The organism is Sphaerotilus microaerophilus, assembly GCF_023734135.1.
Classification (GTDB): domain Bacteria; phylum Pseudomonadota; class Gammaproteobacteria; order Burkholderiales; family Burkholderiaceae_C; genus Sphaerotilus; species Sphaerotilus microaerophilus.
Genome location: NZ_AP025730.1, coordinates 887,139 through 900,583, shown reverse-complemented (window position 1 = coordinate 900,583; position 13,445 = coordinate 887,139). Strand labels below are relative to the sequence as shown.

Annotated in this window: 12 protein-coding genes and 1 pseudogene; 4 read left to right on the top strand and 9 right to left on the bottom strand. The window is 70.6% G+C overall.

Annotated elements, in window-relative coordinates:
- Positions 1–25 precede the first annotated feature (25 nt).
- On the bottom strand, positions 26–625 hold the full coding sequence (locus tag NGK70_RS03895) for an FMN-dependent NADH-azoreductase (RefSeq protein WP_251972063.1): 600 nt from the start codon (positions 623–625) through the stop codon (positions 26–28).
- Positions 626–719: 94 nt separating this feature from the next.
- Between NGK70_RS03895 and NGK70_RS03890 the strand changes: the two genes are divergently transcribed.
- Positions 720–1,694: a LysR family transcriptional regulator gene (locus NGK70_RS03890; RefSeq protein ID WP_251972062.1), complete on the top strand. Its 975-nt coding sequence runs from the start codon at positions 720–722 to the stop codon at positions 1,692–1,694.
- Here the strand turns inward: NGK70_RS03890 and NGK70_RS03885 are convergent.
- From NGK70_RS03885 to NGK70_RS03870, 4 genes are all read right to left on the bottom strand, one after another.
- Positions 1,646–2,917: a DUF1615 domain-containing protein gene (locus NGK70_RS03885; protein ID WP_251972061.1), complete on the bottom strand. Its 1,272-nt coding sequence runs from the start codon at positions 2,915–2,917 to the stop codon at positions 1,646–1,648. The genes NGK70_RS03890 and NGK70_RS03885 overlap by 49 nt on opposite strands.
- Before the next feature lie 65 nt (positions 2,918–2,982).
- Entirely contained in the window at positions 2,983–3,591 is a 609-nt protein-coding gene (gstA, locus tag NGK70_RS03880; protein WP_251973672.1) for a glutathione transferase GstA, read from the bottom strand.
- A 114-nt stretch (positions 3,592–3,705) separates the two neighbouring features.
- Complete coding sequence (locus NGK70_RS03875; protein ID WP_251972060.1) at positions 3,706–4,116, bottom strand: DUF4870 family protein; 411 nt, start codon at positions 4,114–4,116, stop codon at positions 3,706–3,708.
- 155 nt (positions 4,117–4,271) lie between these two features.
- Positions 4,272–5,840: a protein adenylyltransferase SelO gene (locus tag NGK70_RS03870; RefSeq protein ID WP_251972059.1), complete on the bottom strand. Its 1,569-nt coding sequence runs from the start codon at positions 5,838–5,840 to the stop codon at positions 4,272–4,274.
- Positions 5,841–6,061: 221 nt separating this feature from the next.
- On the opposite strand from NGK70_RS03870, the gene NGK70_RS03865 reads away from it, so the two are divergent.
- A complete protein-coding gene (locus NGK70_RS03865) occupies positions 6,062–6,415 on the top strand; it encodes a hypothetical protein (protein ID WP_251972058.1) in 354 nt (117 codons plus the stop codon).
- A gap of 216 nt (positions 6,416–6,631) precedes the next feature.
- Here NGK70_RS03865 and NGK70_RS03860 read toward each other — a convergent pair whose 3' ends face one another.
- Positions 6,632–7,165, bottom strand: a complete 534-nt coding sequence (locus NGK70_RS03860) for a glycine cleavage system transcriptional repressor (protein ID WP_251972057.1) — start codon at positions 7,163–7,165, stop codon at positions 6,632–6,634.
- A gap of 54 nt (positions 7,166–7,219) precedes the next feature.
- Positions 7,220–7,624, bottom strand: a pseudogene (gene mobB, locus NGK70_RS03855) (molybdopterin-guanine dinucleotide biosynthesis protein B); the annotation flags it as partial.
- Between the two features lie 161 nt (positions 7,625–7,785).
- On the opposite strand from mobB, the gene NGK70_RS03850 reads away from it, so the two are divergent.
- Entirely contained in the window at positions 7,786–9,099 is a 1,314-nt protein-coding gene (locus NGK70_RS03850) for an IS1182 family transposase (protein ID WP_251973671.1), read from the top strand.
- Here NGK70_RS03850 and NGK70_RS26605 read toward each other — a convergent pair.
- Entirely contained in the window at positions 9,089–9,397 is a 309-nt protein-coding gene (locus NGK70_RS26605; protein ID WP_428985570.1) for a molybdopterin-guanine dinucleotide biosynthesis protein B, read from the bottom strand. The genes NGK70_RS03850 and NGK70_RS26605 overlap by 11 nt on opposite strands.
- A gap of 152 nt (positions 9,398–9,549) precedes the next feature.
- Here NGK70_RS26605 and NGK70_RS03840 point away from each other — a divergent pair, with 152 nt between their 5' ends.
- Positions 9,550–12,216: a molybdopterin-dependent oxidoreductase gene (locus NGK70_RS03840; protein WP_251972055.1), complete on the top strand. Its 2,667-nt coding sequence runs from the start codon at positions 9,550–9,552 to the stop codon at positions 12,214–12,216.
- A 36-nt stretch (positions 12,217–12,252) separates the two neighbouring features.
- Here the strand turns inward: NGK70_RS03840 and torT are convergent, their stop codons facing one another.
- Complete coding sequence (torT, locus tag NGK70_RS03835) at positions 12,253–13,392, bottom strand: TMAO reductase system periplasmic protein TorT (RefSeq protein WP_251972054.1); 1,140 nt, start codon at positions 13,390–13,392, stop codon at positions 12,253–12,255.
- Positions 13,393–13,445: the final 53 nt, after the last annotated feature.

Genomic DNA, 13,445 nt, shown 5'->3' with positions numbered 1-13,445 from the left:
CCTGCGGGTGGATCACAGATTCTCTTCAGGCCAGTGCGGCTTCCAGGTCGGCCTCGGCCTGGGCAAAGCCCTGGGCAGTGGCGTCGGGGCCCATGTTCAGGCCTTCGGCGTAGACGAAGCGCACGTCGGTCAGGCCCATGAAGCCCAGCACCGACTTCAGGTACGGCGTCTGGCTGTCGTTCGGCGTGCCGCGGTACAGGCCGCCGCGCGCGCAGGCGGCGTAGACGGTCTTGCCGGTGACCAGGCCGACCGGGCCGGTCTCGGTGTACTTGAAGGTCACGCCGGCACGGGCGATGGCGTCGATCCAGCCCTTGAGCTGCACAGTGACCCCGAAGTTGTACATCGCCACACCCAGCACGATCACGTCGTGGGATTTCAACTCGTCGATCGCCGCATCGAAGCGCGCGGCCAGCGCCGCCTGCTCGGCACTGCGCTGGTCGGCCGGGGTGAAGAGCGCGCCCAGCGCCACCTCGTCGAGCACCGGCAGCGGCTCGGCCGCCAGGTCACGCAGGGTGACGGTGGCACCCGGGTTGGCTGCCAGCAGGCGCTCGACCACGCGGTTGGCCACGCGGGTGGAATTGGCGCCTTCACGGCGGGCACTGGCGTTGATCTGCAGGATCTTCATGGCGGGTTCCTTGGCGGAATGGATGCGATGGCTGAACTGTAGGCGTCACCAATCCAGCAGGGAATCCCGTCCATTGGATATCATTGAACCACCGATGGAACAATCCAGCAGCAGCATCGACCCCAACGACCTGCTCATCTTTGCCCGCGTGGCCGAGCTGGGCAGCTTCAGCCGCACGGCCGAGCAGCTCGGCCTGCCGAAATCGACCGTGTCGCGCCGCCTGGCCGAGCTGGAGCAGCGCCTGGGCGAGCGGGTGCTGCTGCGCACCACGCGGCGGCAGACGCTCACCGAGTTCGGCCTGCAATTGCTGGAGCACGCCCGCCAGGTGGCCGCCGAGGTGGAGGCCGTCACCGCACTGAGCGAGCACCGCCAGGCCGCCCCCAGCGGGCGGCTGCGCGTGTCGATGCCCAGCGACTTCGCCAACCTGCTGCTGGCCGACATGCTGGCCGCCTTCGCCGCGCTGCACCCGGCGATCTCGCTGGAACTCGACCTCTCGCCGCGGCGGGTGGACCTCCTCGGCGAGGGCTTCGACGTTGCCGTGCGCATGGGCGACCTGCCCGACGATGCGCTGCTGGCCGCGCGCCGGCTCACCGTCTTCCCGGTCGGCCTGTACGCCACGCCGGACTACCTGGCCGATCAGGGCGAGCCGCAGACCCCCGACGACCTGGCCCGCCACCGCGCGGTGCGCCTGCTGCGCGGCAACGGCGAACCCGCCCCCTGGACGCTGCTGCGCGGCGAACAGCGCTGGGAGGGCCTGCCCCCCGGCGCCCTGAGCGCGAACTCGCCCGAACTGCTGCTGCGCCTGGCCCGTGCCGGCGCGGGCATCGCGGCGGTGCCGGACTACTTCGCCACGCCCGACCTGAAGCGCGGCCTGCTCAGGCGTGTGCTGCCGCACTGGTGCCTGCCCAGCCACGCGGCCTGGGCGGTCTTCCCGGGGCGCAAGCTCATGCCGGCCAAGACGCGCGTCTTCATCGACATGCTGCAGGCGGCCATGGCCGGCTGCGGTGCGAAGGCGCAGTCTCAGGGCCTGGCTTCGCTGGCGGGCGCAGGAGGCACGGACGCGCCCTGAGCGGCGCTGGCCGCGGCCGCGGCGTAGGGATCGCGTGCCAGGCAGGCCCGGTAGCGCGCCTCGCAGCGGTCAGCGAACCAGGCCGTGGTGAGCTTGCGCTGGATCTTCGGGCTCGCCAGGTCGATGTCGGGCAGCTGCTCGCGCGCCGGGCGCAGGCCACGGCGCTCGGCCAGTTGGTACAGCCGCCGGTAGGTGGCGGACTGCTCGAAGTCGAAGCGCTTCTCCAGCTTCAGGTCGCGCTCGATCTGCGCCGCCCCCACGCCCAGTTCCGGCTGCAGCGCCAGCAGCGCGCGCCAGGCCTGGCTGGGCGCCGTGCGTGGCGACAGGGGCTCGCCGCCCTGGTAGCGCAGCAGGTCGCCGTCCGGCGTGAGCTTCTGGCCGGTGAGCTGCGCCAGCAGCGCCTGCACCGCCGCGTTGCGGCTCGAATAGGGCCCGGCGTTGTAGTCGGCAAAGCGGTAGAGCATGCGGTTGTAGGACACCGGGTGCTCCAGCAGCATCGCCGCGCCGAAGTACAGGCCGCCGCGGCGCTTGAACACCTCCTCGCGCGGCGTCCCAGCCGGCCGCCAGGGGTAGGGGCGCTCGCGCATCAGCTGGGCCGCGAAGGCGATGCTGACCTGCGTGGCACCACCGGTGCGCACCGGGTTCTGGCCCTCGAACATCTTCGTGCCGAAGGGGATCTCGCGGATCATGTCCTCGAACAGGTCCGACAGCTCGCGCTCGGTGCGCAGCGTGTCCAGCCGGCGCTGGTAGCTGCGCCCGTCCGGCGAGGTCTTGGCCATCGCCAGGTCGAACATCACCTTCGGGATGCCGTAGCGCTCGCGCTTCTTGTCGAGTTCGGCCTTGGCGATCTTCGACAACCCGGCCACCGGCGGGTCGGCCTGCCAGGTGGACTCCTGCTCGATGATGGCCGCCAGCGCGCAGACCTTGTGTGGCTGGGCGGGAATCGACAGCGCCGCGAAGCTGGTGGCGATGTCCTCAGCCCAGCCGCGGCGCTGGGCCAGGTTGGGCGGCAGCACGCGCAGCGCCACCTCGAGCACGTCGAACGGGCTGACCTGGGCCGGCGGTGCGGGAGGGGGCGGCGCGGGCGGGAGCGGAGGCAGGGGCGGTGGTGCCGGCACGGGCACCGGAGCGGGCGCTGGCAGCGGGCCCGGGACCGGCGGCGGAGGCAGCGGTGCGGGGGCTGGCGCCGGCACGGGCTGCGGCCCCGGCGGGGGCGGCAGCATCGGCGGCGTGCTGCAACCCGCCAGCACGGCCAGGGCGGCTACAGCGGCCGCAACCGCCCGCAACCTCACGCCAGGCCTTCGGCCTTCAGCGCCGCCTGCACGGCAGGACGCGCACCCACGCGGGCCTGGAAGGCCTGGATCTGCGGGTACGGCGCGAGGTCGAACCCGATCGGCGCCATCCAGCGCAGCACGGTGAAGAGGTAGCCATCGGCCACGCTGAAGCCCTCGCCAAGCAGGTAGGCGTTGCCGGCGCCGAGGTGGTCGTCGACGTGGCGCAGCCGGCGCTCCAGGTTGGCGCGGGCGGCGGCCTTCCAGTCGTCCCGGCTCATCGGGTTGAAGAAGGCGCTGCAGGACTTGTGCAGCTCGGTGCCGATGTAGTTCAGCCAGCCCTGCAGGCGGTAGCGCTCGATCGTGCCGTTGGCCGGTGCCAGCTGGCTGGCCGGCGCCTGGTCGGCGATGTACTGGACGATGGCCGGGCCTTCGGTCAGCAGCTCGCCGGAGTCGAGCCGCAGCGCCGGCACGTAGCCCTTGGGGTTGATGTCGAAGTAGTTGCCGCCGGTGGCGGTGACCTTCTTGGCCAGGTCGACCGACTCGGTCTCGTAGGGCAGGCCGGCTTCCTCCAGCGCGATGTGGGGGCTCAGCGAGCAGGCGCCGGGTTTGAGGAACAGCTTCAGCGTCATCGGGACCATCCTTGTCTCTGGAAATGGGGCCGAATGATTTCACAGGCGCGAAGACCCGGCGCCGGGGTGGACGATGAACGATGGGCAATGGGCCGTGCGCCCCGCGCGTCAGCCGGCCAGCATCGGCTGGCCGTCCTTCAGGCGCAGCCAGCCGCGCGCGACGCGGTAGATGGCCCACAGGCCCAGCAGGAACAGGCCGAGCACCCAGGTGGCGATGCCGACCACGATGATCGCCAGCGGGATCGACACCAGCGTCACCGCCAGGGCCCAGGCCAGCGCCAGCCAAAAGGTGCGGATCGCCCAGGCGTAGTGCGACTCCAGCCAGGTGCCGCGGGCATCGCCGCGCTTCAGGTAGCTGAGGATCACCGCGATGATCGACGGCCAGCCGAACAGGAAGGAGCCCACCACGCTGGCCGCGCCAAAGGCGCCGATGACCAAGCCCAGCGCGTGCAGTGCGTAGATGATGTGCATCGTGCGCAGCGTGCCCTCGGGCGCATCGGTGGTGACGAGCGGGTTCATGGCGGTGTGCCTCCTGGCGCTGTGGAACGGACGTCGGTCTGACGGTACCGGCCAGATGGGGCCGGCGTGCAGATTTCACAAGGTTACGTCATCGCCGGGCGCGTTGAAGCACGCATCCACGCCCGCCTCAACGCCCTCACACGGGCACCTGTGGCTCAGGTACCGCAGAAGGTCTGGTACCGCGCCGTCACGGCCGGTGGGGCCGGCTCGGCGTAGCGCGCGTACGCCGGCCGCTCGTCGAAGGGCTGGCGCAGTGCGGCCAGCAGCCGCTCGAAGGGGCCGAGGTCGCCGTGGTCGGTCGCCGCCTCCAGCGCCTCCTCGACGCGCTGGTTGCGCGCGATCACCCAGGGGTTCACGGCGCGCAGCCGGGCCGCCCGGGCGGTGGCCGCCGCCGCGGGATCCGTCAGGCCCGCTGCCAGGTCGTCCTGCGCGCAGCGTGTGCGCCAGCGCGCCAGCCAGGGCTGCAGCGCGGCCGGCTCGGCCAGCAGCGCGGCCAGAGGTGCATCGCGGCCCTCGGCGGCATCGGCCAGGTGCCGCCAGGCGAGCGTGAAGTCCGCCCCCTGCGCCTGCAGCAGCGCCAGCCAGTCGCGCGCCAGGGCATCGTCCGCCTCGTCGCCCACCACGTCATCAGCGGCGGTGGCCACCTGCAGCCCCAGCTTGGCGCGCTGGCCCTGCCGCAGCGCCTGGGCGTGCCAGCCTGGAAAGGCGTCGATCACCGCCATCGCCTGCGCCGCGGCGCGCTGCAGGGCCGCCTCGTCATCAAGGTCCCTGGGGGCATCCACCAGCAGCGGCAGCAGCGCCTCGGCCAGGCGCGCCAGGTTCCAGCGCGCGATGTGCGGCTGGTTGCCGTAGGCGTAGCGCCCACCATGGTCGATGCTGCTGAACACCGCCGCCGGGTCGAAGGCCTCCATGAAGGCGCAGGGGCCGAAGTCGATCGACTCACCCGAGATCGCCATGTTGTCGGTGTTCATCACACCGTGGATGAACCCCACGTTCAGCCACTGCGCCACCAGCGCCGCCTGGCGCTGCGCCACCGCGCGCAGCAGCCCCAGGTAGCGGGCCGGGCCCTCGTCCATCCCGCCCAGATCGGCCAGTGCCGGGTCGTGGCGGGCGATGGCGTAGTCCGCCAGCCGGCGCAGCGGCTCCACCGCACCGCGCGCGGCGAAGAACTGGAAGGTGCCCACGCGCAGGTGGCTGGCCGCCACGCGGGTCAGCACCGCGCCGGGCAGCGGCCGATCCCGCCAGACCTCCTCGCCGGTCGCGGCCACCGCCAGCGCCCGCGTGGTCGGGATGCCCAGGGCGTGCAGCGCCTCGCCGATCAGCACCTCGCGCAGCATCGGGCCGATCGCCGCCTTGCCGTCGCCGCCCCGCGAGAAGGGCGTGCGCCCGGAGCCCTTGAAGGCCACGTCGCGCCGCTGGCCGCGGCGGTCGATCAGCTCGCCCAACAGCAGCGCCCGCCCGTCGCCCAGCTGCGGCGAGAAGCCGCCGAACTGGTGCCCGGCATAGGCCTGCGCGATCGGCTGGGCGTCCTCGGGCAGCGCATTGCCGGCAAACAGCGCATCCCCCACCGCGCCGCGCCAGGCGGCAGGGTCCAGACCCAGCTCCTGTGCCAGCGGCTCGTTGACGTAGAGCAGCCGCGGTGTCGGCACCGTGGCGGGCTGGCAGGACACAGAGGCGCCCGGCAGGTCGCGGGCGTAGGAATGGTCGAAGCCGAAGCGGGGCATGGGGCAGCCAGAAGGAGAAGGAAGCGGGTGCTGGCAGTGTGCCGACGATCCCCGCGCCGCGCAGGGACACGGTTACTGCGGATCCCACCACCAGGGCTCCCCCCCCGCCGGGCGGCCCGCAACTTGCAGCACGCTGGCACCCACGGCATCGGCCCGACCGGGTGGGACCGTGGGCATCCCAACGAATCCGCACACAAGCGGATCCCCCTGGAGACGACACCATGGTTCTCACCGACGACCTGCCGACCGACTCCGTGCTGCACCGCCACGCCCTCACGGAGCGCAACCGCCGACTCGGCCTGCCGCCCACCGATGCGGTGCTGCGGCGCCACTACGATCAGCTGCAGGCGGCCCTGCTGCAGGGCGGCCGAGCGGTGGACACAGCCACCCGGAACAGCCAGGCGCCGGCCTCGGCGCCAGCGCGGGCGGCGGCCGTGGCCGCAGCGCCGGCTGCCCAGCGGACCGCGCCACCCCGCTCGGCGGCGACCCATGTCACCCCGACCACCACAGCGCCCGCTGCCCCGGCGCCACGCGGCGGTCTGTTCGGCTGGCTGCGCCGGCTGCTGGGCGCCTGAGAGGCCCGACACCGCGCCCTGGGCATCCGTAACACTCTGTGTCGCCTTTGGCGCACAAAGTCATGCCCCCCGGTCGTGGCCGTCAACCCGGACGAGGCGGCAGACATGCCCGCCGTGCCCGATCCGCCCCAGACCAACGTCAAGCCCCTGGCGCGGCCGCGTGCCTGTTCGCTTCCGCACCACGTCGGTGCACGCACACGGGCGCCGTGCTGCCCTTCAGGCAGCGCCCGAACCGGTTGGCGCAGCGCTCAGATCCACCATCCACTCGTTGGCCAGCGCCTCGAGGGCCTGGCGCAGCGTGTGGTCATCGAGCCCGGGCGGCAGCTGCAGCAGCGCACGGGCCTTGAACATCGCCTCGCCCGAGAACGAGCCGCTCGTGCGCTCGGTCTCGAAGTCGGTGATGCTGACCTGCTGCTCGGCCAGCACGCGCGAGATGTCGCGCACGATGCCGGGGCGATCCTGGCCCAGCAGTTCCAGCCGCAGCGTGGTGCCGGCGGTCGCAGCGGCGGCATCCGCAGCGCTCTTCTCGACCACTAGGCGCAGTCCCTGCAACGCCTGCAGGGACTCGACGAGCGCATCGGCCCGCTCCTCGCTCACGCTCACCAGCAGGATGCCGGCGAACTGGCCGGCCAGGCTGGCCATGCGCGCGTCGAGCCAGTTGCCGCCGCCAGCGGTGATGGTGTCCGACAGCAGGCTGACCAGACCGGGGCGATCCGCGGCGATGACGGTGAGCACGAGGTGGATGGACATCGGAATGACTCCTGGAAAGTGCGAGGTGCGCAGTGTGCCGCCGCCTCAGATTGCTCAGATCGGATGGGCCAGGATAAAGGACGCCACCGCCTGCGGGTCATTCAGCGGCAGGACCGGCAGCGGGCAGTCGATGGGGCCGTCGGTGGCCACCGCGACCACATGCGGATTCTCCGGCCACAGCGCAGGGCGACCGAAGGACGGGCGGTGGATCTCGATCTTGGGCACCGCGGCGGCCTTGTAGCCCTCGATCAGCACGAGGTCGCAGGGCGCCAGCAGGCGCAGCTGCTCTTCCAGCGTCGGCTCGGGCGCGCCGCGCAGCTCGTGCATCAGGATCCAGCGGTCGTTGGACAGCATCAGCACCTGCGTGGCGCCGGCCTCGCGGTGCCGCCAGGAGTCCTTGCCGGGCCGGTCGAGGTCGAAGCCGTGGTGGGCATGCTTGATCACCGACACGCTCAGAAGGTGTGAACGAACGTTGGGTCTGAATCGTTAAGCGGGGCATGAGCGCAGCGACGACAAGACCGGAAGAAGAACAACAGGCCCAAACGGGGCTGTTCGGCGAAGGGGAGCTGCTCGAGGTGGCTGCGCAGCAGCCCAGGCAAGAGGCACCGCGCGCCGCGCGGGTGATGTCGGCACAGCGCGATCAGGTCGAATTGCGAGCGTGCGATCTGGATTCGGTACTGGCAGATGACCATGCGGCGCGCACCGTGTGGGCCTTCGTGCAGTCGCTGGACCTGGCGCCGCTGTATGCGCGCATCAAGTCGGTGGACGGGCGCGGGGGCGCGCCGGCCATCGATCCGGCGATCCTGGTGGCACTGTGGCTATGGGCCACCATCGACGGGGTGGGCTCGGCGCGCGAAGTCGACCGGCTGTGCGAGCGCGACGATGCCTACCGCTGGATCTGCGGCGGCGTGGGGGTGAACTACCACTCGCTGGCGGACTTTCGGACCCAGCACGAGGCGTGGCTGGATGCGCAGCTCACGCGCTCGATTGCCGCACTGCTCGATCGCCGGCTGGTCACGCTCAACGTGGTGGCGCAGGACGGACTGCGCGTGCGTGCCTCGGCCAAGGCGTCGAGCTTTCGTCGGCGCGACAAGCTCGCGCAACTGCATGCCCAGGCCCAGGCGCAGGTCCAGGCCCTCAAGCGCGAACTGGCCGAGGACGCCGGGGCCAGTTCGCGGCGCAAGCAGGCCGCCCAGGAACGCGCGGCACGTGAGCGCGAGCAGCGCCTGGCTGCCGCGCTGGCGACGATGGAGCGGATCAAGCCGGCGGCCGAGCCCAAGAAGGCCAAGCCCTCCAAACGACGCGGGCGCGACCACGACGGCGATCCTCCCGCGCCGCCCGCCCCCGAACCCAAGGTGCCGCCCGAGCCGCGCGTGAGCAGCACCGACGCCGATGCGCGCGTCATGAAGATGGCCGACGGGGGCTTCCGCCCGGCCTTCAACGCCCAACTGGCTGTCGATGCGGCAACGCAGCTCATTGCCGCCGTGGACTTGGTCAACAGCGGCTCGGACATGGGGCAGATGGACCCCCTGCATCAGGCCGTGCAGCAGCGCTACGGCCTCACGCCCGACCATTGGCTGGCCGATGGCGGCTACACCAAGCTGGCCGCCATTGATGCGCTCACCGAGCGCGGCACGCAGCCCGTGCTGCCCGCTGCGCGCAGCCGCAACCCCGATATCAATGCACTGGCGCCCAAGCCCTCGGATTCCCCGGCGCAAGCCCAGTGGCGCAGCCTCATGGCCAGCCACTGGGGCAAGGACCTGTACGTCTGGCGCGGTGCCAGCGTGGAGTGCGCCAACGCGCAGCTGCGACGGCGCGGCTTCACGCGCCTGAACGTGTGCGGCCTGGTCAAGGCGCGTGCGGTGCTGCTCTGGCACGCCCTGGCGCACAACCTGATGCGCATGCGAAGCCTGAATTTCGCCTTCATGGCCTGATCTGGCCGCCCAGCAGCACCTGCGCGGCGCGCCAGCCCTGGCTGCCGCGCGCACCCACACGCCCAGCGCGCGCTGCCCACCGCCGTCCGCGCCGCACCGCCCATCTCGCGAAGGCCACGTCTTGCCTGCGTCGGGCTTGCCTCTCTGTGGTTCGTTCACGGCTTCTCAGGCCCCGACCGGTGAACACCGGGATGAGCCGCTCGACCAGCGTGGTCTTGCCCGAGCCGGACCAGCCGGCCATGCCGAATACTTTCATTGCGTCCGTCTCGCGCTGCGCCTGAAGAATGGGCGCCATCATGCCGCGGCACAGGCCGATCGGGCAGCGCCGTTCACAGGGTTAACAAACTCGACCAGACCGGCACAAGACCGCTCATGCCGTTGCAGCTCGCTTCCTAGGATGCCCTGGAGCCGATTCGATCCCTCGATGGCACTTTCCAAGGAGTACCCACCATGAGCATGACGAGAAGAAACCTCCTGAAGACCTCCGTGGCCACTGCGGTGGCTGCCAACGGCGTGGCCTGGTTCGGCGCCAACGAGGCCTTCGGCGCCGACACCACCCTGATCCCCAGCGCCAGCCACTGGGGGCCGTTCAAGGCGGTGGTGAAGAAGGGCGTGCTGGTGGGCGTGCAGCCGCTGCAGGACATCGACGCGATGCCCACCACGATGCTGACACAGGGCCTGATGAGCCGCGTCTACAGCAAGACGCGGGTGAAGTACCCGATGGTGCGCCGCTCCTACCTGGCCAACCCGAAGGGCGACACGCGGCGCGATCTGCGCGGCAAGGAACCCTTCGTGAGAGTGAGCTGGGATGAGGCCCTGGCCCTGACCGCCGACGCCATCCTGCGCACCGCGGAGAAGTACGGCAACGAGGCCCTGTTCAGCAGCAGCTACGGCGGCTGGTCGCACGCCGGCCTGCTGCGTCCGCAGGTGCTGCAGGGCCGCCTGTTCGGGCTGATCGGTGGTCACTCGGTGACCACCGGTGACTACTCGGGTGGCGCCTCGCAGGTGAGCCTGCCGCACATCATCGGCGACATGGAGGTGTATTCGCCTCAGACCTCCTGGGAGGTCATGGCCGAACACACCCAGGTGATGGTCTGGGTGGGCTGCGACCCCTTCAAGAACAACCGCATCGAGTACACGGTGGCCGACCACCAGATGGTCCCGCGCTGGAAGCAGATCAAGGAACGCGGCGTCCAGTTCATCTCGATCAACCCGCAGTACACGCCGACCGACGAGGCGCTGGGTTCGGAGTGGGTGAAGATCGTGCCCAACACCGACACGGCGCTGTTCCTGGCCATGGCGTACCACGTCTACAGCACCGGCAAGCACGACCGGGCCTACCTGGACAAGTACACGGTGGGCTTCGACAAGTTCCTGCCCTACCTGCTGGGCCAGGACGCCGACGGCTCCCCGCCGAAGACCCCGGAATGGGCCGCGAAGATCACCGGCATCCCGGCCGGCAAGATCGTCGAGATGGCCAACCTGTTTGCCAGCAAGCGCACCCAGTTCGCCGGCGCCTGGTCACTGCAGCGCGCCCATCACGGCGAGATGACGCACTGGGCCATCATCAACTTCGCCGCGATGCTGGGCAAGATCGGCAAGCCGGGCGAAGGGGTGGGTTTCTCCTGGCACTATGGCAACGGCGGCATGCCGCAGTCCAACGCCATCGTGCCGGTGGGCCTGTCGCAGGGGCGCAATCCGGTGAAGGCGCGCTGCCCGGCCTCGCGCATCAGCGAAATGCTGCTCAACCCCGGCAAGACCTACGTGCGTGACGGCGCGACGCACACCTACCCGAATGCCAAGCTGATCTACAACGCCGGCAACAACTTCATGTCGCACCAGCAGGACACCAACGAGCTGCTGCGCGCCATGAACCAGCAGGTCGACACCGTGATCTGCCAGGACCCGTGGTGGTGTGCCTCCTCGCGCTTTGCCGACATCGTGCTGCCGGCCACATCCGCGCTGGAGCGCAACGACATCAGCTACGGCGGCACCTACAGCAACGACAAGATCTACGCGATGCGCCAGGTGATCGCGCCCTACGGCGAGAGCCTGGACGACTTCGAGATCTTCCGGCGCCTGGCCGCCCTGATGGGGGTCGAGTACGGCTTCACCGAAGGGCAGACGGTGATGCAGATCCTGGAGAACTCGTACAAGGCCACCGGCCACAAGGTGCCCTTCGCGGAGTTCTGGTCCAAGGGCCTGGTGACCATGCCCATCCCCACCGAGATGCGCCGCTGGGTGCGCCACGGGGACTTCTACACCGACCCGGTGAAGCACAAGCTGCACACCCAGTCCGGCAAGATCGAGCTGTACTGCAGCCAGATCGCCAGCTTCAACATCCCCGACTGCCCGCCGATCCCGAAGTACCTGGAGCCCGCCGAGTTCCTGGGCAACGCCCAGCCCGGCCAGGTTCATGTGGTCAGCCCGCACCCCTACAACCGTGTGCACTCGCAGATGGCACAGGCCGACGTGCGCTTCGAGCAGAACGTCAAGGGCCGCCAGCACATCCGCATCAGCGTGGAGGATGCGCAGGCCAAGGGCATCGTCAGCGGTGACCTGGTCGAGCTCTACAACGAACGCGGGCGACTGATCGCCGGTGCGGTGGTGACCGGCCAGATCATGAAGGGCGTGGTCAGCCTGGAGGAAGGCAACTGGATCTCGCTGGACTCGAAGGGCCGGTGCAACAGCGGTGCGATCAACATCATCACCAGCAGCCGGGCCTCCAGCGGGCTGAGCCAGGCCACCACGGCCAACACCTGCATCGCCAGCCTGAAGAAATGCCTGGACGCCGAAGGCGAGAACCGCGCCTACGAACCACCCGCGGTGGTCAACCGTGCCGGCAAGCTGGGACTGGACATCGGCGCGATGAAGCTGACCGAACGCGCCCAGAAGATCAAGGGCGCCACGCTGGCCACCATGGGCCCGGGCGAAAAGCTGTTCTACGAGCGCTGCACGCTGTGCCACGTGCCACGCGAGCCGGGCGACTTCTCGAAGAACCAGTGGCAGGGCATCACCCCGACGATGTTCCAGCGTGCCGGCCTGGACGAGGCCCAGCGCAAGACGGTGCTCGACTTCCTGCTGAAGAACGCGAAGGACGCCGCCGCGGCTCAGTGACCCGTCGCTCCAGCGACCGCCCGGGCGGGCCCACTCTCAACGCGCCGGCTCGACGCGGAACAGCGGTGCGAAGTTGCTCGGGGGCAGCGAGTCGTCGATGTCCGCGTCGGTCAGCCGGTCCCGGTCGACGATGCGGATCACCGGCCCGACGTGCCGCGCCACGGGCCGCCGCTCCAGCAGGTCCACCGCCTGGTCGATCGACAGGCGGCCCTGCAGCACCGGGGCGTCGGTGGGCGCGGCCAGCACCCGCCCGCGCAGGATGCCGCGGTAGACATCGGGCGTGAAGTAGGTCGAGACGATGCCCACCTGCTCCTGCAGGCCGCGCTCGCGCAGCACACTCACCGCGGCCTCGGCCATCGGCGCGTTGCCGACGAGGTAGCGCAGCTGCGGATGTTCATCGAGGCTGCGCTGCACCAGGTTGCGCTGCACCGCCTTGCCGGTGTCCCCCCAGGCGGTGTGGCGGATCTGGATGCGGCTGCCGGCAATCGCCTCACGAAAGCCCCGGTCCACAAAGGGAACCCAGCCCGCACCGCGCGGCCCCGGGAACCAGGCAATCGGCACCAGCGACATGCCCGGCCCCACCTCTTCGACCAGCCGCCGGCCGGCCGCACGGCCCATCTCCACCCAATCCACCCCCACCTTGGCGGTGATGCCAGGCGGGGCAATGTCGTTCACCGTCGCCAGCACGGGGATGCGCCGGGCGATCTGCGCCAGCAGCGGTGACAGGCCGTCGAAGGACACCGTGCCGATGATCAAGGCATCGACGCGAGGGTCGGCGCCGCAGGCGCGCGCCTGTTCGCGCTGGATGGCCAGGTTGGGGTAGCCACCGGCCTCGAAGAACTGCAGCGCCAAACCCAGCTTGCGCGCCTGCTCGGCCATGCCGTAGTTGACGCCCAGCCAGTAGGCGTCCTTGATGTGGGGGAAGAGCACACACAGCCGCCAGGGGCGCGTCGCAGGCCGCGTCGGCGGCAACCTCACCGGCCGCGCCGTGGTGGCGGCCAGGGGCGGCTCCCAGCGCATCACCTCCCGGGCCGGGAGCGACTCGGCCCCTGCGGATGGGGCCGCCGCGCCCTCCTGCGCTGCAGCGACCCGACCTGCCGGGGCAAGCCCCAGGCCGAACCCCAGCGCCAGCAGCACCGCGGGCGTCGACCGGGAAAGGAACCGTCTTGAGATCACGCCCGGATTGTCGCCGGACCGTCGGCTCCGCCCCTCCCCATCCGAGCTGAACC